23 protein-coding genes, 1 tRNA gene and 1 pseudogene are annotated in these 25,907 nt (G+C 57.5%); 12 read left to right on the forward strand and 13 right to left on the reverse strand.

Annotated features, from left to right (window positions below; translation table 11 throughout):
- Positions 1–33: 33 nt before the first annotated feature.
- The 3 genes from SIB38_RS15515 to SIB38_RS15525 all read left to right on the forward strand — a co-directional run bounded on the left by SIB38_RS15515 (position 34) and on the right by SIB38_RS15525 (position 2,869).
- A complete protein-coding gene (locus tag SIB38_RS15515) occupies positions 34–1,833 on the forward strand; it encodes a ParB/RepB/Spo0J family partition protein (protein ID WP_412550562.1) in 1,800 nt (599 codons plus the stop codon).
- Between the two features lie 138 nt (positions 1,834–1,971).
- A complete protein-coding gene (locus tag SIB38_RS15520; protein ID WP_412550563.1) occupies positions 1,972–2,562 on the forward strand; it encodes a MazG-like family protein in 591 nt (196 codons plus the stop codon).
- A gap of 124 nt (positions 2,563–2,686) precedes the next feature.
- A complete protein-coding gene (locus SIB38_RS15525; RefSeq protein ID WP_412550564.1) occupies positions 2,687–2,869 on the forward strand; it encodes a helix-turn-helix transcriptional regulator in 183 nt (60 codons plus the stop codon).
- A gap of 84 nt (positions 2,870–2,953) precedes the next feature.
- Here SIB38_RS15525 and SIB38_RS15530 read toward each other — a convergent pair.
- The 3 genes from SIB38_RS15530 to SIB38_RS15540 form a co-directional block, all read right to left on the reverse strand.
- Positions 2,954–3,038, reverse strand: a tRNA-Leu gene (locus tag SIB38_RS15530).
- A 79-nt stretch (positions 3,039–3,117) separates the two neighbouring features.
- The gene (locus SIB38_RS15535) at positions 3,118–4,176 is read right to left on the reverse strand and encodes a Hint domain-containing protein (protein WP_294114537.1); all 1,059 of its coding nucleotides are present in this window, start codon (positions 4,174–4,176) and stop codon (positions 3,118–3,120) included.
- Between the two features lie 83 nt (positions 4,177–4,259).
- Complete coding sequence (locus SIB38_RS15540; RefSeq protein WP_294114536.1) at positions 4,260–6,056, reverse strand: NAD(P)H-hydrate dehydratase; 1,797 nt, start codon at positions 6,054–6,056, stop codon at positions 4,260–4,262.
- Positions 6,057–6,231: 175 nt separating this feature from the next.
- Between SIB38_RS15540 and SIB38_RS15545 the strand changes: the two genes are divergently transcribed.
- Positions 6,232–6,570, forward strand: a complete 339-nt coding sequence (locus SIB38_RS15545; protein ID WP_164642114.1) for a P-II family nitrogen regulator — start codon at positions 6,232–6,234, stop codon at positions 6,568–6,570.
- Between the two features lie 39 nt (positions 6,571–6,609).
- Complete coding sequence (gene glnA / locus SIB38_RS15550; protein ID WP_294114531.1) at positions 6,610–8,016, forward strand: type I glutamate--ammonia ligase; 1,407 nt, start codon at positions 6,610–6,612, stop codon at positions 8,014–8,016.
- 75 nt (positions 8,017–8,091) lie between these two features.
- On the opposite strand, the gene SIB38_RS15555 is transcribed toward glnA, so the two are convergent.
- On the reverse strand, positions 8,092–9,306 hold the full coding sequence (locus SIB38_RS15555) for an MFS transporter (RefSeq protein ID WP_412550565.1): 1,215 nt from the start codon (positions 9,304–9,306) through the stop codon (positions 8,092–8,094).
- Between the two features lie 58 nt (positions 9,307–9,364).
- Positions 9,365–9,997 (reverse strand): DNA-3-methyladenine glycosylase family protein, encoded by a 633-nt coding sequence (locus tag SIB38_RS15560; RefSeq protein WP_412550566.1) that lies wholly within the window; start codon positions 9,995–9,997, stop codon positions 9,365–9,367.
- A 91-nt stretch (positions 9,998–10,088) separates the two neighbouring features.
- Here SIB38_RS15560 and SIB38_RS15565 point away from each other — a divergent pair, with 91 nt between their 5' ends.
- Positions 10,089–11,318, forward strand: a complete 1,230-nt coding sequence (locus SIB38_RS15565) for an MFS transporter (RefSeq protein ID WP_412550567.1) — start codon at positions 10,089–10,091, stop codon at positions 11,316–11,318.
- Positions 11,319–11,334: 16 nt separating this feature from the next.
- Here the strand turns inward: SIB38_RS15565 and SIB38_RS15570 are convergent, their stop codons facing one another.
- The 3 genes from SIB38_RS15570 to cysS form a co-directional block, all read right to left on the reverse strand.
- Positions 11,335–12,108: a squalene/phytoene synthase family protein gene (locus tag SIB38_RS15570; RefSeq protein WP_294114525.1), complete on the reverse strand. Its 774-nt coding sequence runs from the start codon at positions 12,106–12,108 to the stop codon at positions 11,335–11,337.
- A 38-nt stretch (positions 12,109–12,146) separates the two neighbouring features.
- Positions 12,147–13,778 (reverse strand): citramalate synthase, encoded by a 1,632-nt coding sequence (gene cimA, locus SIB38_RS15575; RefSeq protein ID WP_412550568.1) that lies wholly within the window; start codon positions 13,776–13,778, stop codon positions 12,147–12,149.
- Between the two features lie 85 nt (positions 13,779–13,863).
- Positions 13,864–15,252: a cysteine--tRNA ligase gene (cysS, locus tag SIB38_RS15580; RefSeq protein WP_294114523.1), complete on the reverse strand. Its 1,389-nt coding sequence runs from the start codon at positions 15,250–15,252 to the stop codon at positions 13,864–13,866.
- Between the two features lie 223 nt (positions 15,253–15,475).
- Between cysS and SIB38_RS15585 the strand changes: the two genes are divergently transcribed.
- On the forward strand, positions 15,476–15,823 hold the full coding sequence (locus tag SIB38_RS15585; protein ID WP_412550569.1) for an MmcQ/YjbR family DNA-binding protein: 348 nt from the start codon (positions 15,476–15,478) through the stop codon (positions 15,821–15,823).
- On the opposite strand, the gene SIB38_RS15590 is transcribed toward SIB38_RS15585, so the two are convergent.
- Positions 15,779–16,807 carry a DMT family transporter gene (locus tag SIB38_RS15590; RefSeq protein WP_412550570.1) on the reverse strand — a complete coding sequence of 343 codons (1,029 nt, stop codon included), beginning with the start codon at positions 16,805–16,807 and terminating at the stop codon, positions 15,779–15,781. The genes SIB38_RS15585 and SIB38_RS15590 overlap by 45 nt on opposite strands.
- Positions 16,800–17,174 (reverse strand): VOC family protein, encoded by a 375-nt coding sequence (locus SIB38_RS15595; RefSeq protein ID WP_294114519.1) that lies wholly within the window; start codon positions 17,172–17,174, stop codon positions 16,800–16,802. Before SIB38_RS15595 ends, SIB38_RS15590 begins: the two co-directional genes overlap by 8 nt.
- Positions 17,175–17,273: 99 nt before the next feature.
- Here SIB38_RS15595 and soxR point away from each other — a divergent pair, with 99 nt between their 5' ends.
- The 3 genes from soxR to SIB38_RS15610 all read left to right on the forward strand — a co-directional run bounded on the left by soxR (position 17,274) and on the right by SIB38_RS15610 (position 20,859).
- Complete coding sequence (soxR, locus tag SIB38_RS15600) at positions 17,274–17,765, forward strand: redox-sensitive transcriptional activator SoxR (RefSeq protein ID WP_412550571.1); 492 nt, start codon at positions 17,274–17,276, stop codon at positions 17,763–17,765.
- A 140-nt stretch (positions 17,766–17,905) separates the two neighbouring features.
- Positions 17,906–19,090, forward strand: a complete 1,185-nt coding sequence (locus SIB38_RS15605; protein WP_294114515.1) for a pyridoxal phosphate-dependent aminotransferase — start codon at positions 17,906–17,908, stop codon at positions 19,088–19,090.
- A 230-nt stretch (positions 19,091–19,320) separates the two neighbouring features.
- On the forward strand, positions 19,321–20,859 hold the full coding sequence (locus SIB38_RS15610) for a trimethylamine methyltransferase family protein (RefSeq protein WP_294114514.1): 1,539 nt from the start codon (positions 19,321–19,323) through the stop codon (positions 20,857–20,859).
- A 93-nt stretch (positions 20,860–20,952) separates the two neighbouring features.
- Here the strand turns inward: SIB38_RS15610 and lipA are convergent, their stop codons facing one another.
- Positions 20,953–21,903, reverse strand: a complete 951-nt coding sequence (gene lipA, locus SIB38_RS15615) for a lipoyl synthase (RefSeq protein ID WP_294114512.1) — start codon at positions 21,901–21,903, stop codon at positions 20,953–20,955.
- Between the two features lie 219 nt (positions 21,904–22,122).
- Here lipA and SIB38_RS15620 point away from each other — a divergent pair, with 219 nt between their 5' ends.
- Positions 22,123–22,671: a peroxiredoxin gene (locus tag SIB38_RS15620; protein WP_294114510.1), complete on the forward strand. Its 549-nt coding sequence runs from the start codon at positions 22,123–22,125 to the stop codon at positions 22,669–22,671.
- Positions 22,672–22,723: 52 nt separating this feature from the next.
- Here the strand turns inward: SIB38_RS15620 and SIB38_RS15625 are convergent.
- A pseudogene (locus SIB38_RS15625) lies at positions 22,724–23,808 on the reverse strand (DUF6456 domain-containing protein).
- Between the two features lie 335 nt (positions 23,809–24,143).
- On the opposite strand from SIB38_RS15625, the gene SIB38_RS15630 reads away from it, so the two are divergent.
- Entirely contained in the window at positions 24,144–24,344 is a 201-nt protein-coding gene (locus tag SIB38_RS15630; RefSeq protein ID WP_412552052.1) for a DUF6477 family protein, read from the forward strand.
- Here SIB38_RS15630 and SIB38_RS15635 read toward each other — a convergent pair whose 3' ends face one another.
- Positions 24,345–25,895: a trimethylamine methyltransferase family protein gene (locus tag SIB38_RS15635; RefSeq protein ID WP_294114508.1), complete on the reverse strand. Its 1,551-nt coding sequence runs from the start codon at positions 25,893–25,895 to the stop codon at positions 24,345–24,347.
- Between the last annotated feature and the right edge of the window lie 12 nt (positions 25,896–25,907).

Below are 25,907 nucleotides of genomic sequence, written 5' to 3' on the forward strand. Positions count from 1 at the left end.
AACCAAACACTAAAAACCGGAGGCTTCTTCGCAATGACAACCGGAATTGAAACCCGCACAATCCCGCTGGATCAGCTCTACGTTCACCCCTTCAACCCAAGACAGGACGTCGACCACAATGAGATCGAGGCGCTTGCGCGATCCATCCAGGTTGGTGGCGTTATTCACAATCTTGCCGGCTATGCGGATCCGACACGCGATGCGATCGGGATAGTGGACGGCGGGCGCCGCCTCCGCGCGCTGCAGCACTTGGCCCATACCGATGGTGCAATCACCGAGGTGGAGGTCAAGGTCACCGAAGACGAGCTCACGGCACTAAGCTGGGCCGGCGCTGCTAACGTTACGCATCGGCCACTACACCCCGCAGACGAAATTCGCGCCTATCGCGATCAGGACCGGGCCGGTATTAGCCGCAGCCAAATCGCCTCCGCCTTCGGCTGCAGCCAATCACACGTAAGGCGCCGCTTAAAGCTCGCCGCACTACCAGACAGAGCGCTGGACCTGCTGAAGGCCAACAAAATCAATCTGGACGCCGCCAAGGCTTTAACTGTTGGCAATGACTCTACGCTGCAAAAGGCCGTTATTGACGCGATTGAGCAAGGCGAGATCCGTCATGTGTATCAGATCAGAGAGGCTCTGAACCCCAAATCCGTACTTTCAACAGATCGCCGTGCGGTGTTTGTCGGCCTTGATGCGTATCAGGCAGAAGGCGGCGCCATTACTGAAGACCTATTTGAAGAAAACGCCTACCTGCACAACGAAGACCTATTGAACAGGCTCTTTGCTGCCAAGCTTGAAACAAAAACGGAGCAGATCCGAAAGGATGAAGGCTGGAGTTGGGCAACACACATCGACGACACGTATCTGCCGTACGACATGCACAGCTGCATGGACCGCCTTCATCCTGAAAACGTTGAACTGCCTGAAGCGGACCAAGCAGATTTGACCGAACTGGAAAGCGCTTATCACTGGGAGCTTTCTGACGAAGATCGGGAAAAACTGACTAATCTGCGAAACAGGACACGCGGTGACTTTGATGAAGCAGACATCGCGGGCGGCGGCGTCTTTGTCCTGGTCAACGGTCAAGGCGCGCTCTGTGTCGAGCGCGCTTTCCGCAAGCAGAATAAAGAGCAGAAAACAACGAAGTCAGGCACCAAAGGAAGTGGCAACAGCAAGCCTGCGCTGCCCCAGAACGCGCTGGACGATCTAAATCGCATTGCGCTGGCGACCCAACAGGCCGCACTCATCGCAAAGCATGAGCTTCTTTTGGACATCCTCGGTTGGCAGATCGAGAACGGCGCCCGAGCCTGGAAGCGCCCCCTTGGTGTGACGCTGGACCAGCCAACGCTACGGCCGGAGAAAGATAGCAACTGTCACATCGACGCCCGACTCGAAGCGGTCGAGAACGAAGATTGGGATGCTGAGTTCACCTTGGACGCTCTTAAGGCGTTCCAGGACAAAGGCAAAAAGCACCGGAATGCCATTATCGCCGCCGGCCTCGCTCGCACCTTGGTACCAACGACAGCCAACAAAACCGGCGAAGTGATTGCCGAGCTCGCACCGCCAGACATCCGCAAATACTGGACGCCGGACGCAGACAACTATTTCGGCCGGCTGCGCGCGGATCTGCTGCCCGCCATTTGGGCCGAGCTGCTCGACCTCGAAGACAACGACGAGCGCCTGGCCGAGTTCACCAAGCTGAAACGCAAAGAGAAAGCGGCCGAGCTAGGCGCGCTGTTCTCCGACGCATCCGTCCAGGAAGCCCATGGCCTAAGCCGCGATCAGATTGCTCGGATTGACAAATGGCTGCCACCGGAAATGGCCACCTCATGACGATCAAAACCATCACCATAGGCACCTGCCTCCAGGTCAAAGGCACCCCCTGCAAAACCCACCCAGACGGGCGCGTCTCTATCCGTATCGGGGATGTCGTCTACACCGGAAAACCCGTTTCCAAGAGGAAGTAAGTGAATGACCATGAATTTCGAAACCCTGCGCGCTGCCAACATTGCCCGCCAAGAAGAGTGGCCCGGCAACGACAAAGCGGATCCCGCCTTTCGCGCCCTAGAAGTTGCCGATGAAGTGGGCGAGGTCATGGGGGCGGTCAAAAAATGGCTACGCGCGCAACGCGATATCGCCGGGACAACCCTGACCCTTGAAGACGTGGCAGACGAAATTGGGGACACTTATGTTTCCCTAGACCTCTTCATGCACGCGCTGGCCTTACCACCACTACCCGGCATCATGCCAGGCGCACTCGATGACGAAATAAAGGCTAGCGATCTTGCACTAGAAGCGTATGTTTCGGCGGGCCACATCGTGGACAGCTTCCTACGTTACGAGCACTCCGAAACAAACAACGAGAGGGAGGCGCGCCGCTTTGACGTTCGCGATGATTGCCTCAATCTCATTATCGGAATCGAGAGTCTGGCAAGTTACCTCGGCATCGACACAAACACCGCTGTTGTCGCGAAGTTCAACAAGACATCCGAGAAATACGGAATGGCGACACGAATGGAAACGCCAGAGACAGGCTCACGTCAACCGGGAGAGAGAGAATGACCTCGGGTAAACCGACCTCGCCACCCTGTCAGCTCAAGACAGAATTTCTGTACAACTTTTGCGCCACCTGCGGGCGGGACGAGATCGACATGGACAAATGTCCGCGGAAGAAGGAGGGCAAATAATGGCAGAATCAGACAAGATTTTTGCCCGGATTAGCGAGTGCCCCACCCTTTTTGGAATGAGCCGAGCAACTGTCTACCGCGGGAAAGACAAGGGGCTCTGGAAGATCTACAAACTCGGGAAAATCTCGTTGGTCAAGATCTCCGAGGTCCAAGAGGCGATCGAAGCCAGTGCGGAAGCATAAAAATCAATTGGGGGACCACCTGGGGGGCTGCAAAGGCGGACGAAACCCAAATGACTTTAAAAACAAATATTTATAGAGATACCATGGTGCGGGTGAAGGGACTTGAACCCCCACGCCTCGCGGCGCCAGAACCTAAATCTGGTGCGTCTACCAATTCCGCCACACCCGCATGGTCCGCGCGTCTTAGCAAAGCTTTTTGCGGGATGCGAGAGGTAAAGTGCATCACAGCGCAATTTCTCGCAAATCCGTCACCCAGCCAACTGAATAGCCTGCACTTCCTGCTTGCACGCCAGGGGTCGCACGAGGCTGCCGCACCCACCGCTTGTCAGACCAGGAAACAGTGCCCCCAGCTCTGCACGACTGTCTTTTGGCAAGCTCTTCAATGCCATAGGCCCCGCATACAGGCCTTCGGTCAACAACCCGTCACTCTCGACAATCTCGTGCTGATCAAACTGTAGGTGAATGTACGTGATCTGGTCGGCCAGCGTCGCAACGCGCACCGTGCGATCGTTCACCAAATGCGCCGCTGCGGCCAGCACCTGTGGCACGCCACAGATCAACTCGGCCCGCCAGCCGTCCAGCAGCACGCGATGCTGCGGCGACACCATCATGTCTCGGCGCGGCCGCCCTGCACCAAACGCATCTTTGCGGATCACCACAGGTCGGAATGTCGGATTTGCCTGCAGCGCCGCACGGCCCAGCTTCACAGCGCCCACCCAACGCACCGGCTGAAACCCGCGATCCAATGTCTTGACCAAATCACCAACCATGATTTCTTCAACCGGCTTGGCGCCTCCCCGTACCCGGATCATTGTCCCAGGTGTGAAACACGGCGGCGCCGCAATATTTGACTGATCCACCGCGGTGCCGCCGGTGGGGCCTTCTCGGGCCGAAATCACCGTCAACGGCACGCCAACTGGAGGGAACTCGTCCACAAACGCCAAGCCCTCCACCGTGCCGTAGGCTGGAGTGGAATTGTTGAAGTTCACCGAGAGGACGCGATAGGTCTGTCCTGTGCTGGGATCCAACAGAACAAACTCGTATTCCGCTTCGATCCGCGTATTGTTGCCGTAGGTGGTGCCGTCAAACGTTTGAGATCCCGCCAATCTTTGATTGCCGTCATTATCGTCAAAGTTGGTGTCGCTGCCGCGATCTCGGACGGAGATCTGTTCCCAGGCGTTGTCCGTCAACGTGATGGTTTCTCCCACAAGGTGGCTGCCATCACCCTGCGTGATCCCGTCCAGCGAAACGCCACCAGACACAGAGACATGGGACTCGCCCAACGCCCAGAAAGAATAAGTTGCCATGGAACAGACCTGCCCGACCTGCGTTTTTTTGTTGCAATCAGGCTACGTCAAATTTGAAGCAAAGACCAGCAAGCCGCCGCATATTACCGCCGCGCGTTGTCCAAAGAGCGCAATACCTGCGGCAGCATCTCTGGCAAATCCTCCGCGATCAACCCCGGCCCAAACGCCCGCGCGCACTCCACATGCAAGCACGCCGCTGCCTCCGCGGCCTGTTGTGGCGCCAACCCACGCGCCAGAAGCCCGGTGATGAACCCTGCCAAAACATCTCCTGATCCCGCCGTCGCCAACCAGGGCGCAGCGCGCTCATAGACCGCCGCATTCACCGCACAGAACCCATTTGGCGAGGCAATCACAGTATCCGGCCCCTTGAACAGAACGACGCACCCTGCCCGCGCGGCAGCTTCCCGCGTGGCGTCCACCTTAGAGTAGGCAGGGCCTTTGGTCGGTGGTTCCGCCAGCTTGGCCGCAATGTCTGGAAACAGCCGCGCAAACTCGCCGCCATGCGGCGTCAACACAACGTTTTCATGCAAAAGATCAAAAAGTTCTGTCGGGTCACCTGCATAAGCGCTCAACGCATCCGCATCCAGCACCGCAGCACGTTTAGAGGAAAGCGCCACCGGTACCAACTCTCGCGCCCGCTCCAGTCCCAAGCCCGGCCCCAAACACAGCGCGTTTAGGCGTTCATCCTGCAAGACGTCCGCAAATGCCTGAGCATCCCCCACTCGCTGCAGCATCAAGGCGGTGATCTGACAAGCCACCTCTTGTTGTGCATTGGGCGGCACGCCCAGCGTGACAAGCCCCGCCCCAATGCGCAAAGCCCCCCGCGCCGCCAACCGAGCCGCGCCAGTTTTGCCGGAACCGCCGGAGAGTATAAGGGCGTGGCCGTGGGAGAATTTGTGGTTACCTCGATTTTTTTGCAAATGATGCAACGCCAATCTTCCAAAGGGGCGCGGATCCTCTGAGCGGCTTTGCTGCTCAACAAGCCTCAGAAATACAGGCCTCATCACAGGACTCGGTGATTTCGGTCCAAAGGCAAACGCGTCATCATAAGGATCACCATTGTACTGGCATCGCTGTTTAGAAATCCCGATATCTTTGACAACAACCTGGCCACAAAGGTCCGGTCCCTGCGCCAAAAAATGTCCCGGTTTTGGGCTATCAAAGCACACGGTCAACGCGGCAAATCGATCATGCAAAGCCCGTGGGCCGCCAATGGGCGCCATTCGATCTTTCACTTCTTTGGGAAGGTTCCGCAGCAACTCGTCTGGCCAAACCGCAATAGGCTCTTGCTGCAACACGTGTCCACTATCCAAACAAAGACCAGACGGCGCATCAATGCTAATCATTCGGTCCTGGTAGTGATCTCCACCCACGCCCGAAAGATGTCTTACGACGCTAAAAATCTCACCTTCCAATCCTCGCTTTAACCCAGTCCCAAACAAGGCATCGACATAAATGTCAGCGAAGCCACCTTTCCGTAGGTTCTTTTCAGTGAGCGGATCAACGTCCCCCAACGCACACCACCGCTGATAGTTCACCCGCGCATCCGGCGGCAGCTTCTCGGCATCTCCATAGAGAAGCACCTCAACTGTCCACCCCAGTTCATGCAACAGCCGCGCCACCACAAACCCGTCGCCGCCATTGTTGCCCGGCCCGCACAGCACCACCGCACACTTCGTCTTGACAGAAGTATCCCGGGGGTCTGGGGGCTGGCCCCCAGCCTCATTATCCCGAGCACCAAGCTCCGGCCATTCCTCAAAAATCGCCTCCACCACACCCTGCCCGGCGCGCTCCATCAACTCCAGACCAGTCACATCACCCGACTCAATTGCGGCCTGCTCGATGGCGCGCATTTGGGCAGCGGTTAACAATTCGCTCATTTGAGAAACATCCTGCGATTCAATTCAGCGCATTCTCGCGCCACATTGCCTAATTTTTAAGCACACCCCTGAAATCCGCCCATCCAGAGAGCCCTGCGTCACCCTATCCAATTGTGACCCCGCAATGAAAGTGGTCTGTCGAATTTCAAGAACGCACCTGAGGAGGAGCCTCCACATGAAAAAGATCGAAGCCATCATCAAGCCGTTCAAACTTGATGAAGTCAAAGAAGCCCTGCAGGATTTTGGCATCCAGGGTCTGAGCGTTGTCGAAGTCAAAGGTTTCGGCCGTCAGAAAGGCCACACGGAGCTGTATCGCGGTGCGGAATACGTTGTGGACTTCCTGCCCAAAGTGAAAATCGAAGTTGTGCTTGAGGCCGATCAGGTTGACGGCGCAATCGAGGCCATCGTGGGCGCTGCCAAAACCGACAAGATCGGCGACGGCAAGATCTTTGTCTCCCCTGTGGAGCAAGCCATCCGCATCCGTACCGGTGAATCCGGCCCGGACGCGCTGTAAATTTAACCAGAATTCAAAGCAATCAGAAGGACTAAGGGAATGAGCGCAGACGCAGTTCTCCAGCTGATCAAAGACGAAGATGCGGCCTATGTCGACATCCGTTTCACCGACACACGCGGCAAGTTGCAGCACGTGACCGTGGACGTGGATCTCGTAGACGAAGACTTCCTCGAAGAAGGCTTTATGTTTGACGGGTCCTCCATCGAAGGCTGGAAATCCATCGAAAACTCCGACATGAAACTGATCCCGGACACCACGTCTGCCTACGTTGATCCGTTCTATGCTGAGAAAACCATCTGCATCCACTGCTCCATCGTTGAGCCAGACACCGGCGAAGCCTATGAGCGTGACCCACGCGGCACTGCCGAAAAAGCAGAAGCTTACCTGAAGTCCTCCGGCATCGGCGATGCGGCCTACATGGGTCCAGAAGCGGAATTTTTCCTGTTTGACGACGTTCGTTTCGAGAACAAAATCAACAAAGTATCCTACGAAGTTGATGCGATTGACGGTTCCTGGAACACCGACACAGAATACGAAATGGGCAACATGGGCCACCGTCCTGGCATCAAAGGCGGCTACTTCCCTGTAAACCCAACCGACGACAGCCACGACCTGCGTTCCGAGATGCTCTCCACCATGAAGCGTCTGGGCATGAAAACCGACAAGCACCACCACGAAGTGGCGTCCTGTCAGCACGAACTGGGCTTGATCTTTGACACGCTCACCAAACAGGCCGACGAGCTGCAGAAATACAAATACGTGATCCACAACGTGGCCGCGTCTTACGGCAAATCCGCCACCTTCATGCCAAAGCCGATCTACGGCGACAACGGCACCGGCATGCACGTGAACATGTCCATCTGGAAAGACGGTAAGCCACTGTTTGCGGGCGACAAATATGCCGATCTGTCCGACGAAGCGCTGTACTTCATCGGCGGCATCCTGAAGCACGCGAAGACCCTGAACGCCTTCACCAACCCATCGACCAACTCCTACAAGCGTCTGATCCCGGGTTTTGAAGCACCAGTTCTGCGCGCCTACTCCGCACGCAACCGCTCCGGCTGTGTCCGTATCCCATGGACCGAAAGCCCAAAAGCCAAGCGCGTTGAGGCCCGCTTCCCGGATCCATCCGCGAACCCATACCTCTGCTTCGCAGCCCTGCTGATGGCTGGCCTTGACGGCATCAAAAACAAGATCGATCCAGGCGAAGCCATGGACAAGAACCTCTACGATCTGCCTGCTGAAGAACTGGCTGGCATCCCAACCGTATGTGGCTCCCTGCGCGAAGCTCTGGAAAGCCTGGAAGCGGATCACGACTTCCTGCTGGCTGGCGACGTGTTCACCAAAGACCAGATCGAAGGCTACATTGAGCTGAAAATGGGTGAAGTTGAGCACTACGAGCACACCCCACACCCAGTCGAATTTGGCATGTACTACAGCTGCTAATTCCGGGTCGGATCAAACACCAAAGGGCGCTCTTCGGAGCGCCCTTTTTCTTTTTAGAAGTCCGCGGTTTCGCAGTTAGGCGGTCAGTTGTGCTTTAGATTTCGGTCCGTCGATGACATAGAGCAAAACCGCAGCAGCCAACGAAAATCCAGCCCCAGCTAAGGCAACCCCCGAATATCCAAAGACCTCCGAGAACACCGCAAAGATTGCTGACGCAATCATCATGCCGCCAAAATGGGACATCGAAATCAACGCGCTTCCCGCCCCAGGTCGGTGTTCCAGCAGGCTCTGGGTATAGCCAACCGGCACGGACAAAATAATACCCGCGCCAATCCCAAATGGCACAATCAACCACCAGGCAGCTTGCATCGAAGGCATCACTGCCAACATCGCAATACTAAAGGCGTAAATCACTGTTCCGGCCAGGATCACTTGCAATCTTGCAAAACGTTTCAGCAAGAGCGCGCTCACAAGCATCACCGGCAGTTCCACTGCGGCAACGCCTCCTGCAAACCACCCAATGTCGGATTCTTGCCCGCCAAGGGTTGTCACCACCAACAGCCCCAGCAGGATGCCAAACAATCCGACAGCAGACGAAACCGTGGAGATTAGCCCAAGCCGTAAAAGAAGGTGTTTCGCCGCCAGTTCTTTCAACGCCTCAAAAAACGTGAGACCGGACCCTTCCTTTACCTCAGGCTCAGAGTCAGAAGGCCACATCACGAGGATCACCACAAAAATGATCCCGTTGATCAAGGCAATCACCCAATACACCGACAAAAGATCAACGCCGCGCGCCAAGGCGATGCCCCACAAAGGTGGACTAACCGCAAAGGTCCCAGCAAAAGCCGCTCGGATCAGCGACAACCCAATATCTTTATCCAGCAACGGATTTCGCTCCGTCGCCACCGCCGCTAGCGTGAAATATTGCGTGAACGTGGTCGACGCGAGCGGAAACAAAAGTAGGTGAACGGCAAGAAAACTCGCCACGCCCGGCCATGCGCCCATAAGGATGCCGGCGCAAATACCAACAACAACACATAACAAAAGCGTGTTGCGGTAGTTTTGGGTCCGGTCCAGTAGAATGCCCACAATCAACGACGCGATCACACTGAACAACGCGCCAACCGTGACCACCACAGCGTACACCTCATTGCTCAATTCGAGGCGTTCGATACCGATAACGGATTGAAAAGGCCCAATCGAGGCCCCCGCAGGACCGAACAGCAAAATGCAAAGAAACGCGACGCGCAACAGCGGGTCCCGCAGCGCAGCGGCAAATGGGGCTATCATTTAGAAATCTCCTGTCTCGGGCACATCCCGATACACTCACTCCAACCGTAGAGGAGCCTCAACCAATACCTTCACGACCTTTATCAACCCGATAGTAGGCCCACAACAGCCGCGCCGCCACCGATCGCCAGGGCGACCAGCCTTCCGCCATTTGGCGCAACGCGCGCTCCTTTGGACGTTCCTCCAGATCAAACAGCATCCGCGCACTTTCCTGCAACGCCAGATCGCCCGGCGCAAACACATCCGCGCGGCCGAGAGAAAACATCGCGTAGATCTCTGCCGTCCAAATCCCGATGCCGCTGACCTTGGTCAGGGTCTTGAAAATCTCGTCGTTGGGCGCAAATCGCAGCGCCTCAAAATCAATGCCTTCTTCTGCCAAGGCCCGCGCATAGCGCATCTTTTGGCGGCTGAGCCCTGCCCCGCGCAAATCATCCTCTGATGCGGCCATAATGGCTTCTGGCGACACCAGCCCTGCGTCTTGCATCCGCTTCCAAATCGCCGCAGCTGAAGCCACACTCACCTGCTGGCTAACAATAGCACTCAGCAACTGGTCAAAACCATCCGGACGCAGCCGCAACGGCAAGGGGCCTGTCAACTCCAGCGCCCGCGCAAACCGAACATCCTGCGCCGCAAGCCATGCCGCTCCCTCCGCCACACAGTCCTCTGTCTTGATGATCCGCCCTACGTTCACACGTGCCTCCCCGATTGTGGGGCACCTTAATCGCGCCTTGGTGAAGTGCAACCTCTGGACCTTACCTATTTAACAAGCTAACGCTTGGCGCATGAGTGATACAGCGACCCTCCCGACCGACGACAGCCGTGCAAAGCGCAATGTGTTTATTCTGGTTCTGGCACAGGCCTTCCTCGGCTCCCAGATGCCACTGATCTTCACAATTGGTGGGCTTGCGGGACAGTCTTTGGCCTCCAACGTTTGCTTTGCCACCCTACCAATTTCTGTGATTGTTTTGGGCTCGATGTTCTCGGCAACGCCGCTCTCATCAATCATGCAGAAGTATGGCCGTCGCACCGGTTTTGTGATTGGCGCTATGGGTGGAGCTTTAGGTGGCGCGATTGGCGCATATGGTCTCTATCTAAATAGCTTCCCGATTTTCCTGGCAGGATCGTTCCTCACCGGCATCTACATGTCTGCCCAGGGGTTTTTCCGTTTCGCCGCCGCGGATACCGCCTCGGACTCCTTCCGCCCCAAAGCCATTTCCTACGTGATGGCTGGGGGACTACTGTCCGCCATCATTGGCCCCCAAATTGTGAAAGTCACTGCGGATGCCATGGTTGTGCCTTTCCTCGGCGCCTATGTGGCTGTCATAGGCATCAACTTGGTCGGCTCTCTGTTGTTTTTCTTTGTGGACATTCCCAAACCCCCTGCCCCCTCAGCAGACGCACCCAAAGGGCGCAGCCGCTGGGAATTGATCACCACCCCACGCATTGCTGTGTCGGTGATTTGCGGCATGGTGGCCTATGCTTTGATGAACTTGGTTATGACCTCCACCCCACTTGCTGTAGTCGGCTGTGGGTTTGAGCAAGATGACGCTGCAGACATTGTGACGGCGCACGTTTTGGCAATGTTTGTACCATCGTTCTTCACCGGCCATTTGATCGCAAAATTTGGCGTCGAAAAGATCCTGGCCACAGGTATTCTAATTCTTGCCGCCGCCGGAGGCGTCGCGCTTCAGGGTGTCAATCTAGAGAACTTCTACATCGCTCTTATCCTGTTGGGGCTTGGCTGGAACTTCGGTTTTATCGGCGCGACCACCATGCTCGCCGGAGCCCACACCGTCGAGGAACGCGGCCGTATGCAGGGTATGAACGACGTGATCGTGTTTGGTGGTGTGACGGTGGCCTCTCTGGCCTCTGGCGGTCTGATGAACTGCTCTGGCGGCGACGCCGTGACCGGCTGGACCAGCGTGAACCTGGCCATGGCACCTTTCCTGATGCTGGCCGGTGGTGCGCTGATCTGGCTGATGTTCCGCCCTGCTGACGAAAAAACCGCCTAAACAATCCGGCGGGCGTTTACCAGCGCCCGCTCATGCCCTGCCACAGCAAACCAACGCGTTTGCCAAACTCGCTCATGCCAAGGGCGCCTTGTGCGACACGCTCTGGCTCTGCTTCCGCCTGGGACAGCACTGTTTCGACCTGCCAGCAACTTAAGAAGGCCTGACCGGCTTCCTTGGAAACGGACTCGCGTCTACCGCGTGCTGAGGACAACCGCGCCAAGCCATCTTTGGCCAACATGCGCACTGTTTCGGAGCGGCCATCCACCAAAGGCACACGCTGCTGTCCTTCCAGTGCCGGGATCGCCACCAACCAATTGGCCAGGGCCAAGGCGTAACCAGCATCCAGAGCGACATTTTCCTCACAAGGCCCTAAACTGCGCGCAGCAGCCAAAAGCAATCCGCCACCTGTGTCCTGCAAGTATTTTGTTTGATGCGCCAGATCTTCAAACGGATCTTTATAAATATCCCACCGTCTTGCTTCGATCAGCCGATCCAAAACAGATGCATCCTCAACGCTCAAGACCTCCGCCAAAGGCGACACAACCTCATGCCGCCGCACCGGCTTGCCTTCGCGGATTTCCTCCAGCGCATCGCGCCACCATTGCAGGCGCATCTCGGCAATCATGGTCTCTTGCGTCACCCAGGGCGCCCGCGCAACTTCGACGTTAAACGCATAGATCGGCAGCAGCACGTCCCGCGCCGCAGGTTTCGCCGCCAACACGGCAGCAAAACGGTCCGGATCACTTCGTTGCACCAGTTCGGCACAGGCATTCAGGTCTTGCTGACTCACGTCATGTCCTCAGACATTGGTTCTCCACCTGCCATCACCTAATGGACCACCCGCGCGCCATCGTGCACAAGCTTCCAGTTCAGCGCATCCAGCAATGCCTCAAAACTGGCGTCCACTATGTTGGCTGACACGCCAACTGTGGACCAATGCCGCCCGCTGTCATCCTCAAAATCTATGATAACCCGCGTGACAGCCTCGGTACCGCCATTTGTGATCCGCACCTTGAAGTCCACAAGCCGCACGTCATCAATCACGCTTTGATACGGCCCAAGGTCGGACTTCAAAGCCTGCCACAAAGCGTTCACCGGTCCTTCATCGCTCATTTCATCCGCATGATCGTTTTTGAAATAGCTAGTGGTCTTATCGCCATTGGGTAGCTGCACGGTGACCACCGCTTCGCTCTCGACCACCAAATGCCCCCGCGCATTGCGGCGACGCTCAGAAATCACCCGATAACGTTCAACATCAAAAAACCGCTCGCCAAGCCCCAGGGAATCCCGCGCTAAGAGTTCGAAACTCGCTTGCGCACTGTCATAGGAATAGCCTTTGTCCTCAGCCTCTTTGATACGGTTCAAAATATCTCCGAGCGCAGAATTGTCCTTCTGGACCTCCAGCCCCGCATCCGCCAAGCGCTTGCGCAGGTTGCTCTGGCCCGCTTGGTTGGACATCGGAATGACCCGTTCGTTACCCACAACAGACGGGTCCACATGCTCATAGGTGCTGGGGTCTTTTAGGATCGCGCTAGCGTGCAACCCCGCCTTATGAGCAAAGGCACTGGCTCCGACATAGGCCGCCTGTCGCATCGGCACGCGGTTCAATATGTCATCCAACATCCGGCTGGCCCGGGTCAGCCCTTCCAGCGCCTCAAGGCTCACGCCAATATCCAGCGTACTGGCATAGGGTTCTTTCAACAAAAGCGTCGGGATCAGCGTTGTCAGATTGGCATTGCCGCACCGCTCACCAAGGCCGTTCAAAGTGCCCTGTATCTGCCGAGCACCGGCATCAACCGCTGCCAGAGAGTTGGCCACCGCATGTTCCGTGTCATTGTGCGTGTGAATGCCCAGATGGTCCCCCGGAATGCCCGCCGCAATCACCGCTTTGGTGATCTCATAGACCTCACGAGGCAACGCCCCGCCATTGGTGTCACACAACACAACCCACCGCGCGCCCGCCGTGTAGGCCGCTTTCACCGCCTCCAGCGCATAGGCCGGGTTGGCCTTGTATCCGTCAAAGAAGTGTTCCGCATCAAACAACGCCTCGCGTCCCTGCGCCACCATATAGGCCACAGACTTCGCGATATTGTCGGTGTTCTCTTCCAGTGTGATGCCAAGCGCCGTGGTGACGTGAAAATCATGGGTCTTGCCCACCAGACACACAGCCTCCGTGCCCGCATTCATGACGGCCGCCAAGACATCATCGTTTTCCGCGGACATGTCTGCACGTTTGGTCATGCCAAAGGCCGTGAACGTGGCGTGGAGCTTTGGCTTGGTCTCAAAAAACGCGCTGTCGGTTGGGTTCGCACCCGGCCAGCCGCCTTCAATGTAGTCGATGCCCATCGCGTCCAAGGTCGCCGCAATCTGCGCCTTTTCACCGGTGGAAAACTGCACACCCTGAGTCTGCTGCCCATCGCGCAGCGTGGTGTCATAGAGATAGAGGCGTTCCTTGCGCATAGCTTGGCCTTCCTGCGTGTCTCAAATGCAGGCCGGAGCGCCCACACGAAAAAGGCGCGCGCTCACCTGCGCACGCCTGCTTGTCTTAGTCCAGCAGTCCTGCCAGCTTACTCTCGTCAAATCCTGCGGCTGGAGACAGATCCACCCCCGCTTTGCTCATACGAACTTCGACACCGGCGTCGACCAAGGCCGACTTCAGCGCATCCACCGGCGCAAAATCTTTGCTTTCCATCGCATTTGCCCGCAATGCGGCCAGCTTATCGGCCAGCGCGCCCAGATCGACATCCCCGGCATGCACCCAGTCCGCCAATTCCTCCGTCAACAGACCCAGCAACTGCGCCCCAGCCAAAAGCGCCGCCGCATCCCCTGCACTGGCAAAACCGTGCAGTGCGGCAATCGCGCCAGCTGTGTTCAGGTCATCTGCCACACAATCCAACACCTGTGCAGGCACGGTGGCTGCGGGCTCGACGCCCGCTGTCAACGTCCGCCACTTGCGCAACGTCGCCTCGGACTCCGCCGCCTTCTTCGCGGTCCAGTCCATCGGCTTGCCGTAATGCGTGCTCAGGAACACAAAACGGATCACTTCGCCCGGCACACCCGGATGCCCATCGTGCCCATCCAGCAGGTCGCGCACAGTGAAGAAATTACCCAAAGACTTGGACATCTTCTTGCCTTCCACCTGCAACATCTCGTTGTGCAGCCAGTAGTTCGCCATATGCTGCCCACCGTTGGCGCAGCAGCTCTGGGCAATCTCATTTTCGTGGTGCGGGAACATCAAATCGTTGCCGCCGCCGTGGATGTCAAAATGCGCGCCCAACAGTTCGTAAGACATCGCCGAGCATTCAATATGCCAGCCCGGACGACCCCGTCCCCAAGGGCTGTCCCAACCCGGAAAGTTGCCATCGGATGGCTTCCACAGCACAAAATCCATCGGGTCTTCTTTGTAGCTCGCCACTTCAACCCGCGCGCCAGCGATCATGTCATCCACAGACCGGCCAGAGAGCTTGCCGTAGTCGTCATACTTGCGCACCCGGAACAACACGTGGCCGTCATGGGCATAGGCAAAGCCATCGGCAATCAGCTTCTCGATCATGGTGATCATCTCGCCGATGTACTGTGTGGCGCGCGGCATATGGTTTGGCTCCATCGCCCCTAACGCGCCCATGTCATCGAGATACCACTGCGTGGTTTCCGCAGTGATGTCCCCAATCGCACGCCCGCTTTCCGCCGCCCGTGCGTTGATCTTGTCATCCACATCCGTGAAGTTGCGCACATAGGTCACCTGATCGGCACCATAGACTTCGCGCAGCAGGCGATAGAGCACGTCAAACACCACCACAGGCCGCGCATTGCCAATATGCGCGCGGTCATACACCGTCGGCCCACAGACATACATCCGCACATTTTCAGGATCGATCGGCTCAAACACCTCTTTGCGGCGTTTCAGCGTGTTGTGCAGCTTGATCTCAGTCATAAGTGGCTCCTCGGCACACGGTTGGTCCGTGGCGGGCTTACCAATTCTCAAACATGTTTGAAATAGAAGAACGGCCCGCCTGACGATGTCAGCAGGTAATGCAGCAGCAAATAATAATGGTGCGTACAGTGTTCATGGCGGCGACCCTATGCGCGGCGCGAACGGCGGTCAAGCCCGACATCTCTGAATTGACCAATTCGCCCCTGTGGCGCACTCTGCCGACATGAGCCGCGAAACCATCAACACCATTTGTGCCACCTTTCCAGGGGCAGAACTGTCCGACCCATGGGGTGGTGAACATGACGCCTGGAAAGTGGGTGGCAAAATGTTTGCCTGCATCGGCGCCGCAAAAACCGGTGTGTCCGTGAAAACCGACAGCATTGAAACCGCACAGATGCTGATTGACGCCGGTGTGGGCGTCAAAGCCCCCTATTTTCATCGCAGCTGGATCCACATACCGCTCGACGGCGACGCAGAAGAACTGCGCCACCGTCTGGGAGTGTCCTACGATATTGTACGTTCAGGCCTAACGAAGAAGCTTCAGAACAGCCTGCCGCCGCGCAGCGAGTAAGGTTGCTTGTTTCGGCACACGGGCCTCACTTTCGCAGTTGCCAGACCACAGTCGCGCCCGCGTCATCCGCCCCAATGGCAAGTGTTGCGGCAATTTAAAGCTCCGACCGGACTGCGCCAAAATAGTCAGTGAAACGCCTATCGCAGTGATAGCGGCTCCCGCCCAACTTATTGACCCATATCGCTCACCTAAGAACAGCACGCCAACCACCAACCCAACAGCCGCAGCCACATAGCCAATCTGGCTCAGAAGCACGGGGCCACCGATTTTCTGCAGCTTGAAATACGCCGGGAAAGTCAGAGCGGCAGCAACAACTTGCATGCTTGCGGCCCAAGGAACATCTGCAACCGAATGTAAGGCCACACTTTCTCCGCGAGCGCCCATCACCAGCACCAATGCTATGATTGCTACGCCGTGGCTCCAAAAAGCCAGCGCCATGGGGTGAGCACCGTCAGGCCAATCCAATGTCCGATACACATTGCCTGCTGCCAAAATAAGCGGGATCGTCAAACCTACAAACGACCACAAGAGCGTGCCGTCGAGGCTTCCACGGCCAAATGCAACCATCAAGGCTCCAACAAGACCAAATCCAATTCCGGCCAAGCCCAACCGAGACGGTGTTTTTAAGCCAAACACTGCGGACAGTGCCAGTGTCGCCACCGGCGACAACGCGAACATCATGCCCACCTGCCCTGCACCAAGCTTTGGCACCAAGCCAAATATCAGCAAGTTAATGCCAGCAAAGCTGACAAGGCCGGAGATCACCACATAGCGCAGCAACTTTCCCCGCGGCAACTTTAAGTGCCCCTGGATGGCCAATACCGGAAACAGGCTCAGGCTGGCGCCCATAGACACAAGCAAAGCCCAAACCATCGGCGACACCCCTGCTTCTGCCGAGACTTTGCTGAGCGGGAATCCGACGCCCAAAAGGGCGCCACACCAAATCAAAAGGCCCACGGGCCCAACGTTGCGTACATCAGGCATAACTGATCACCTCATACTCAACATCGTCAGGTCCCTCGAAATAGAACCGCTTACCTGGTTCGTAGTCCGCATGACTGCCAGGAACAAATCCCGCCGCCTTCACACGCGCCTCAACCATATCAAGGTCTGCAACAACGATACCGATATGGTTCAGACCACCCGCGCGATAGTAGCTTTCCTCTGCATTCTGGATGTCTTTGGGCGGCGCATAAAGCGCCAGGTAACTCTCGGTGTCCCCCACATGCACGGTGTGCCCGCCATAAATCGAGTCGCCCTCCCAGCGGACCCGCCAATCAAACAGCTCACACAGCATCGCCGCCGTCGCCTTAGGATCGCGCACAGTCAGGTTCACATGTTCCAGTTTCATTGCTCTAGGTCCTTCTTTTGAATTTCTTGATGGACTTAGGCTAATTCCTCAAGTTAACTTCACCACAAGAACTTCTTTTCTTTTGAAAACAGACACCTAATGAAACAAAAGCCAAAACTACGATTGCGACCTACGGGTTTGACCATCGGTTTCATCTCGGAACGCACCGGCCTCGCGCCTTCCGCCATCCGATATTATGAAGAAGAAGGCATCGTGCACCCGCATCGCACCGACACTGGTCAACGCCGTTATGAACGTGCCGACATCCGCCGCCTGTCATTCGTGATGATTTCGCAATCCTTGGGATTTTCGATCGCGGAAATTCGCGAGGCTCTGAACAGCCTCCCCTCCAACCGCACGCCCACCAAAGCCGACTGGCAAGCAATCTCCGAACGCTTCCGCAAAGACCTTGATGCGCGCATTGCGCAAATGACCAAACTGCGCGACCAACTCGACGGCTGCATTGGCTGTGGCTGCCTCAGCCTGTCCAACTGTAAACTCTACAACCCCGACGATCGCGCCCGCACACGCGGCACCGGCCCGCGTTACCTGATGGGTGACAGCCCGTCTGATCTGGGAAACGACACCTAACTGACGCGCTGGAACTTAGAGGGGTTCAATCCCTCACACAAAGCGCCGCAACGGAAATGTGGGGCATCACAACATTGAATTTGACTTGTTCTTCCACTCCCTGCCACCTGAGCGCAAATTACTTTTAGGGAGTGCGGGACATGAAACTTTCGCAGCGCATCACCAACATCACTGGCGGCGGCTCTGACGGCTGGGATGTCTTCTACAAAGCCCGTCGCATGATCGCCGAAGGCGTCGACGTGACCGAGCTGACCATCGGCGAACACGACATCCGCACCGATCCGGTGATCCTCGGCGCCATGGACCAATCCGCCCGCGGTGGCCACACCGGCTACGCCATGGTGCCTGGCACGCAAGAAATGCGCGAAGCCGTTGCCGCCCGCCTGACCGAGCGCACCGGTGTGCCCACCACATATGAAAACATCCTGATTACGCCCGGTGGTCAGTCTGCGCTGTTTGCCGCCCATGTCGCGACATGCTCACCGGGTGACCGCGCACTCTACATCGACCCCTATTATGCCACCTACCCTGGCACCATCCGCAGCGTTGGCGCGGAGCCGGTCCCCATCCAGACCCATGCCTCCAACGCGTTCAAACCGCGCCCCGAGGAAATTGCCGAAGAAGCCGCCAAAGGCGCTGCCTCGCTCCTAGTCAACACGCCAAACAACCCCTCCGGCACGGTCTATGGCCGCGACACGCTCAATGGCATCGCACAAGTCTGCAAGGATCATGACCTCTGGCTGATCTCCGACGAAGTTTACGACACCCAAGTCTGGGAGGGCGAGCACATCAGCCCCCGTACGCTCCCTGGCATGGCTGAACGCACGCTTGTGGTGGGCTCCATGTCCAAGTCCCACGCCATGACCGGTTCTCGCATTGGTTGGATCGCAGGTCCAAAGGAGGTCATCGCCCACCTGATCAACCTCGCCACCCACACCACCTACGGCGTGCCCGGCTTCATTCAGGACGCCGCCGTGTCTGCACTGGCTCAAGGCGAAGGTCTGGAAGAAGAAATCGCCGCTCCCTTCCAGCGCCGCCGGGAAATTGCCAAAGACATCCTAGCCAATCAAATCACTGTCGGCCTCGTTCCGGCTCAGGGCGCGATGTATATCATGCTCGACGTCCGCGCGACCGGACTATCTGGCGAGGCCTTTGCCAACTCACTGCTGGACACGCACCATATCGCCACCATGCCGGGCGAGAGCTTTGGTCAATCGGCCTATGGCCACATTCGCGTGGCAATGACCGTGGCTGATGACCGCTTCAAAGAAGCTCTACAAACCCTTGTGGATCATGCAGAAAAACTAGCAAAGCAATCCACCTGACCCTTCAGATGGCGTCATGATCCAAAAACGACATCTGTCGCAATTGGACATGACGCCGCCAAAACTGAGTCGCACACTCCAAGAACAAGGAGCGCGACATGCAAGCCATACGCAGCAAAATCCAGCTGGTGGTGCTCACCATCGGCGCAGAGCGCGGACGCGCCGCACGGGGGCGCCCTGCCTGTTGATGTGATCTCATTTCTCATCAACACGCAAAGGACCCTATCTCTATGAATGCCCCTGTTTCCCGCCGCTCCGGCGGTCGCTCCGCCCGTCGTGCCGCCCGCGCCGCACCGCTGTCTCAAGACGTGCGCCCCATCCGCGCCGGTATGGAAGGTGGCCAATACAAACCACTCAGCGACCATGACATGATGCGCATCCACGAAACCGCGCTGGATGCTCTGGAACAAATTGGCCTCGCGGACGCGCCGCAATCCGGCATCGACATCATGACCGCTGCAGGCGCGATCTTGGGCGACGACGGCCGCCTGCGCTTTCCCCGTGCTCTTGTTGAGGACATGCTGGCCAAGGCCAACAAAGACGTCACCCTGCCCGGACGTGACGCCAAACATGACCTGAAACTCTCCGGCAACCGTGTCCACTTCGGCACCGCTGGAGCTGCTGTGCACATGGTAGACGTGGATACGCAGGAGTACCGCGACAGCACGCTGCAGGACCTGCACGACGCCGCACGCATCGCCGACCAACTGGACAACATCCACTTCCTGCAACGGCCCATGGTGGCGCGCGACATCACCGACAACCGGGAAATGGACCTCAACACCATCTACGCCTGCTGCGCTGGCACAACGAAGCACATCGGCGTCTCCTTCTCTGATCCGGGCTACGTGCAAGACGGCTTGGAAATGCTCTACATGATCGCCGGTGGCGAAGACGCTTGGCGCGCGCGCCCTTTTGTGAGCAACACCAATTGCTTTGTTGTCCCGCCGATGAAATTTGCCACCGAAAGCTGTGAGGCCATGGAGCAGTGTATCCGAGGCGGCATGCCGGTTCTGCTTCTCTCCGCGGGCATGGCTGGCGCAACCGCCCCGTCGACCATTGCTGGAGCGATTGTGCAGGCCACCGCCGAATGTCTCGCCGGCATTGTCTACGTGAACGCCATTGCCCCTGGCCACCCCGCCATCTTTGGCACCTGGCCTTTTGGCCTCGACCTGCGCACCGGCGCTATGAGTGTGGGCTCAGGTGAACAGGCGCTGCTGTCGGCAGGCTGCGCCCAGATGCACAAGTTCTACGGTCTGCCCGGCGGCGCCGCTGCAGGCGCCAGCGACTCCAAACTGCCGGACATGCAGGCCGGATGGGAGCAGATGTGTTCCAATGTCATGGCTGGTCTGTCCGGCCTCAACATGGTCTACGAAGCCGCCGGCATGCACGCCTCTCTACTGGGCTTCTGCCACGAAAGCCTGATCCTTGGCGACGACCTGATTGGCCAAGCCCTGCGCTGCGTGCGCGGCATTGAAGTGGACGACGAAACGCTGGCGCTCGATCAAATTCGCAACGTCTGTCTGGACGGGCCTGGCCATTACCTTGGCACTGACGCCACACTCAGCCGCATGCAAAAAGATCATGTCTATCCGACATTTGGCGACCGCACTTCCCCCAAGGAATGGGCCGAAATCGACAAACCGGATCTTGTAGAGAAAGCCAAAGCCCGGAAGGCAGAGATTTTGTTACAGACCTCGGCGGCACGCTTTTCTCCCGATCTGGACCAGGCCCTGCGCGACCGCTTCAACATCCACTTACCGCAATAAGAAAAAGGCGCCGCTCAACCCGCGGCGCCTGCTTTCTCTTTCCCCAAATACCTGGGGGTCCGGGGGCTGCGCCCCCATGCCAACTGTCTGGCCTTAGCCCTTCGCCAGCAGCGCTTCACGCGCATCGCGCAAACGGGCAAAGTCATCCCCAGCGTGATAAGAGGATCGTGTCAACGGCGTTGCGGACACCATCAGGAATCCTTTGCCAAAAGCCGCTTTCTCGTAGCTTCCAAATTCTTCAGGCGTCACAAACCGATCGACACCATGGTGTTTTGGGGTTGGTTGCAAATACTGACCGATGGTCAGGAAATCCACGTCCGCAGCGCGCATGTCGTCCATCACCTGATGCACGGATTGTTTGTCCTCTCCCAGACCAACCATGATACCGGATTTAGTGAAGATAGACGCATCTAGCTCTTTGACCCGCTGCAAAAGCCGCAAGCTGTGGAAGTAGCGCGCCCCAGGGCGAACTTTAGGATAGAGACCAGGCACAGTCTCGAGGTTATGGTTGAACACATCTGGACGCGCCTCAACAACCACTTCCAGAACCTCAGGCTTACACTTTAGGAAGTCCGGGGTCAGAATCTCGATGGTGGTTTTGGGGGACCGGTGGCGCACCGCACGAATGGTCTGCGCAAAATGCTCCGCACCGCCATCTTCCAGATCGTCGCGGTCCACCGAGGTGATCACAACGTGGTTCAGACCAAGCTTTTGCACCGCCATGGCCACACGGCCGGGCTCAAACGCATCCAAACCGTCAGGTTTACCGGTGGCAATGTTACAGAACGTACACCCGCGGGTACATATTTCGCCCATGATCATCATGGTGGCGTGGCCCTGGCTCCAGCACTCACCTGCGTTTGGGCAAGCCGCTTCCTCACACACCGTGGTCAGCTTGTTTTCACGCATGATTTTCCGCGTGGCGTTGTAGCCATCCCCGGTTGGGGCCTTCACACGAATCCACTTGGGCTTCTTGGGCTGAGCATTGTCCTTGCGGTGCGCCTTCTCTGGGTGGCGCTGCTCTGGCATCTTCAAATCACGCAACTGATGGTCCTCCGGCCAACTTGTGTCTGCGCTCTTTAACATAAGTGATCCCGCCCGCCACTACCAGAAATGCAAGGCAGCTATGCATTTCTGGTCAAAATCCGGACAAATCAGCAGTTTCCCGCACCCTCAAAAGATGTTTCGCTTTTGCAGCATTGCACAGGTTTTTAGAATCGTTATAGATCACGCCTGAACAAAATCTGACCGAGGAAATCTTCAATGCAAGTTGGCGTCAAAGTCCCCAATGTTGTCTTCAAAACCCGCGTGCGTGACGAAGCGGTGGGCGGCCCGAACCCATTCCGCTGGCAGGACATGACCAGCGACGATTACTTCAAAGGTAAGCGCGTGATCCTGTTCTCGCTGCCAGGCGCCTTCACCCCAACCTGCTCCACCTACCAGCTGCCAGGGTTCGAAGAAAACTTCGCTAAGTTCCAGGAAAACGGCATCGACGGCATCTACTGCATGTCCGTAAACGACAGCTTTGTGATGAACAAATGGGCCCAAGCGCAGGACGTGAAAAACGTCGACGTCATCCCTGACGGTTCCGGCGAGTTCACCCGCAAAGTGGGCATGCTGGTGCGCAAAGACAATCTCGGCTTCGGCCTGCGCTCCTGGCGTTACGCCGCCATCATCAACGACGGTGTTGTTGAAGCATGGTTTGAAGAGCCCGGTCTGGAAGACAACCTTGGCGAAGACCCATATGGCGAAAGCTCCCCAGAGAACCTGCTGAAGTATCTGGAAACCGCCAAAGCCGAATCCGCAGCCTAAATCAGGCCAGATGACATTCGGAGGGGCCCGCCAATTGGCGGGCCTTTTTCGTTTACCCGATGTAATCCCCGGCACAGCCAGCCTCGCCTTGGTAGTGATCCCGCAGATGCATCAAGGCAATCCGCAGCACCACTTTGCCGGACCGCGCCGACCAACCCAGATGCTTCTCCGCCGCTTCCAGCCCTTCAAGCTGGCAACAACAGCGCAGCGCCACGTCGGTCAGCCCTTCGCCCAAAGCCTCCAACGCGGCCACAACCCGTGCCCGTGCAGGCGCCGCTCCGCCCATTTCCGCGGAAGCGCCGACATAAGCTTCCTGATGCGGCGCCTTTAGATAGCGCTGCCACGCGCCTTGGTCCGCCCCCATCTGCGCCAGCTCGTAGTCCTCACGCAAACGCTACCCGCATGCACGAGATCTTCTGACAGAAACCTCTGTCCGTCGCGATCCTTCCGGCGCGCCAAAATGGACAACGGACTTTCAGAGGCCATAAACCGCCCCTGCGGCGACAAACCATGCGCCGTCAGATGGCCCTTGCTCGCTTCCGAAGAGGCTCTGCCAAACACCGTCTGCATTTCTGCAAATCCCTGCGCGCGTTCCTGTGCCTGGTTTTCCGCCGCCGCCACCATCTTGCTCAGATGACCGCGCCCTTGCGCCGAAATCACATAGCGGCTCACCCGGCCGGCTTGCACACAAGTAATCCAGCCCTTAAGCGCCATCGCCTGCGCCACCTGCCGCGTCAGACTCGCGGTGCGCGTGGTCTCGTCGCGCATCACAACTGCCGTATCCATGTCACTCGCCACCGCCAAAACCGCACCCGTCTCTACAAGGCGCCGCAACACACGCTGCCCTTCTTCCTGCACCATGGTTTCATCTGGCAGATCCTCGGCACCTTCCAACAAAGGCGCGCCCGTCCCCTTTGCTCGCGATTTCTGCCGGAACGTCTTCAACGCCGCATCCACAAGGGGATCATCGCGCATCGCTTCCAGCTTGTGAATTTGTCGACTGACCGTAGAGGCGTGGCACCCATCTCGTCGCGCCAATTCCCGGATCGACAGGCCGTGTTCCGTGTGCGCCACATAGCGCGCCACGCTTTGTGGCAGCCAAGTTGGCAGTTTCAGGGGTACTTGCTCCGGTTGCATCTCTCGTTACTCCTTACAAAGACCTTGGGTCATAACCACTGACGGACATATCCACAGGGTTATCCAAAAAGTTTTGCACAGCGGTTTTGAGCTGTGTAGGCGAGCGCATCTGGTGTCGCTGCCCTTAAGGATTGTTTTGAAATTGTGAACAGCACTCTCTAGCAGCGAACGCTGAAAACGAATTCATGCAACACGCGAAAAGTCGTGCTCCCCTGATTGCCCTCAGAGCAGAAAGGGTGATTCCATGCGGGCGTGTCTTACCAAGCTAGACCACCTCAACCGCCCGTGATTTCTCATTAGAACAGCCAAATTCGGAACCCAATAATGCAATAAATATCAAAACTTTAGACGAAACATCTCACGCCCCCCAAAAAAAGGGAGAAGCACTGATGTTCCTGTTATCTTTGGAAAGCCCCCTTAAGCAGCGGCGTCCCGCGGATGCGGCGGCTTGCTTCATAGAGAAACATGTCGACCTTTTGATCGCCACGCAAAGCGAGGCCCGCCTGTCGCGGGCCACGCAATCACATCATTTGTGATCAGACAAAACTGTCCGGCATAGAGGCCTTTTTCTCGGCCACATAAGCCCGCAGCGCCTTTTCGATTTCCGGATCAAGCGCCGGTTGTTGGTAGGCATCGAGCAGCTCGGTCACCCGTGCCGACGCCAGCGCCTGCGTGTCCCGACCACCTTCGTCAGACCAGGTCTCAAACGGCTTGTAATCCAGCAACTCAGAGCGCCAGAAGGCGTCTTTGAAGTTCGCCTGTGTGTGCGCACAGCCAAGATAGTGCCCACCCGGGCCAACCTCGCGCACCGCATCCATCGCCTGCGCGTTCTCGTCGTAAGCCACACCCGCCGCCATCTTGTGCAGAGCGCCAAGCTGATCCGCATCCATCACAAACTTCTCAAAGCTGGACACCAGCCCGCCTTCAAGCCAGCCACAGCTGTGCAGCATGAAGTTCACACCACCAGTCAGCGCCGCGTTCAACGTGTTGGCTGTCTCATAAGCTGCCTGCGCGTCTGGCAGCTTGGAGCCACACAGCCCACCGCCAGAGCGGAACGGCAGCCCCAAACGGCGCGCCAACTGTCCTGCGCCAGACAGGATCTGACTCGCCTCAGGCGTGCCAAAAGTCGGCGCACCGGAGTTCATGTCAATCGAGGTCACAAAGGCCCCAAAGATCACCGGCGCACCGGGGCGGATCAACTGGCTGTAGGCGATGCCGGCCAGCACCTCTGCCAAAACCTGCGTCAACGTTCCAACCACACTCACCGGTGCCATCGCGCCGCCAACGATAAACGGCGACACGATGCAGGCCTGATTGTTCTTCGCATAAACTTCCAACGCGCCCATCATGATGTCGTCAAACGTCATCGGCGAGTTGATGTTGATCAGCGAAGTCATCACCGTGTTGTTCTGCACAAACTCCTTGCCAAACAGGATTTCGCACATCTCAACGCTGTCCTGCGCGCGGCTTGGCTCGGTTACAGAGCCCATGAACGGCTTGTCGCTTAGCGTCATGTGCGCCAGCAGCATATCAAGATGGCGCTTGTTCACTGGCACATCGGTCGGCTCACACACGGTGCCACCGGAATGGTGCAACCACTTGGACATATAGCCCAGTTTCACGAACTTTTCGAAATCCGCCATCGTGGCATAGCGGCGACCTCCTTCGGCATCACGCACAAACGGCGGCCCATAAACCGGCGCGCAGACCAACGTGTTTCCGCCAATCTCAACATTGCGCTCCGGATTGCGGGCGTGTTGGGTGATCCGCGACGGCGCCGTCTTGCACAGCTCCCGCGCCATACCTTTGGGAATGCGCACGCGCTCCGCCTGATAGTCCACATCGGCCCCAGCCTCTTTCCACCGGTCCAGCGCCGCTTTGTTGTTCACAAAGTTGACGCCCACCTCTTCGAGCAGAATATCGGCATTGGTTTCGATGATCTGGAGCGCTTCTTCGTTCAGCACCTCCAGCAGCGGCATGTTGCGTTCAATGAACTTTGCGGCCTCGATTTTTACACCGGTGCGGGCTGCGCGTCGTGCTGCCCCTCCGCCGCCGCGTCCCCGACGCCGTGTCGCTGCTTCTGCCATGTCCTATCCTCA

This window comes from Shimia sp. MIT910701, from assembly GCF_047126315.1.
Lineage (GTDB): Bacteria > Pseudomonadota > Alphaproteobacteria > Rhodobacterales > Rhodobacteraceae > Shimia.

What these genes read in the sequence shown, in the direction of transcription:
- SIB38_RS15525 (WP_412550564.1), top strand. Translation starts at nt 2,687, where the DNA reads ATGGCAGAATCAGACAAGATTTTTGCCCGGATTAGCGAGTGCCCCACC.
- SIB38_RS15610 (WP_294114514.1), top strand. Translation starts at nt 19,321, where the DNA reads ATGAATGCCCCTGTTTCCCGCCGCTCCGGCGGTCGCTCCGCCCGTCGT.
- cysS (WP_294114523.1), bottom strand. Translation starts at nt 15,252, where the DNA reads ATGACTGAGATCAAGCTGCACAACACGCTGAAACGCCGCAAAGAGGTG.
- SIB38_RS15620 (WP_294114510.1), top strand. Translation starts at nt 22,123, where the DNA reads ATGCAAGTTGGCGTCAAAGTCCCCAATGTTGTCTTCAAAACCCGCGTG.
- SIB38_RS15535 (WP_294114537.1), bottom strand. Translation starts at nt 4,176, where the DNA reads ATGGCAACTTATTCTTTCTGGGCGTTGGGCGAGTCCCATGTCTCTGTG.
- SIB38_RS15585 (WP_412550569.1), top strand. Translation starts at nt 15,476, where the DNA reads ATGAGCCGCGAAACCATCAACACCATTTGTGCCACCTTTCCAGGGGCA.
- SIB38_RS15635 (WP_294114508.1), bottom strand. Translation starts at nt 25,895, where the DNA reads ATGGCAGAAGCAGCGACACGGCGTCGGGGACGCGGCGGCGGAGGGGCA.
- SIB38_RS15545 (WP_164642114.1), top strand. Translation starts at nt 6,232, where the DNA reads ATGAAAAAGATCGAAGCCATCATCAAGCCGTTCAAACTTGATGAAGTC.
- SIB38_RS15515 (WP_412550562.1), top strand. Translation starts at nt 34, where the DNA reads ATGACAACCGGAATTGAAACCCGCACAATCCCGCTGGATCAGCTCTAC.
- SIB38_RS15540 (WP_294114536.1), bottom strand. Translation starts at nt 6,056, where the DNA reads ATGAGCGAATTGTTAACCGCTGCCCAAATGCGCGCCATCGAGCAGGCC.
- SIB38_RS15605 (WP_294114515.1), top strand. Translation starts at nt 17,906, where the DNA reads ATGAAACTTTCGCAGCGCATCACCAACATCACTGGCGGCGGCTCTGAC.
- SIB38_RS15595 (WP_294114519.1), bottom strand. Translation starts at nt 17,174, where the DNA reads ATGAAACTGGAACATGTGAACCTGACTGTGCGCGATCCTAAGGCGACG.
- SIB38_RS15520 (WP_412550563.1), top strand. Translation starts at nt 1,972, where the DNA reads ATGACCATGAATTTCGAAACCCTGCGCGCTGCCAACATTGCCCGCCAA.
- cimA (WP_412550568.1), bottom strand. Translation starts at nt 13,778, where the DNA reads ATGCGCAAGGAACGCCTCTATCTCTATGACACCACGCTGCGCGATGGG.
- glnA (WP_294114531.1), top strand. Translation starts at nt 6,610, where the DNA reads ATGAGCGCAGACGCAGTTCTCCAGCTGATCAAAGACGAAGATGCGGCC.
- soxR (WP_412550571.1), top strand. Translation starts at nt 17,274, where the DNA reads ATGAAACAAAAGCCAAAACTACGATTGCGACCTACGGGTTTGACCATC.
- SIB38_RS15590 (WP_412550570.1), bottom strand. Translation starts at nt 16,807, where the DNA reads ATGCCTGATGTACGCAACGTTGGGCCCGTGGGCCTTTTGATTTGGTGT.
- SIB38_RS15565 (WP_412550567.1), top strand. Translation starts at nt 10,089, where the DNA reads ATGAGTGATACAGCGACCCTCCCGACCGACGACAGCCGTGCAAAGCGC.
- SIB38_RS15555 (WP_412550565.1), bottom strand. Translation starts at nt 9,306, where the DNA reads ATGATAGCCCCATTTGCCGCTGCGCTGCGGGACCCGCTGTTGCGCGTC.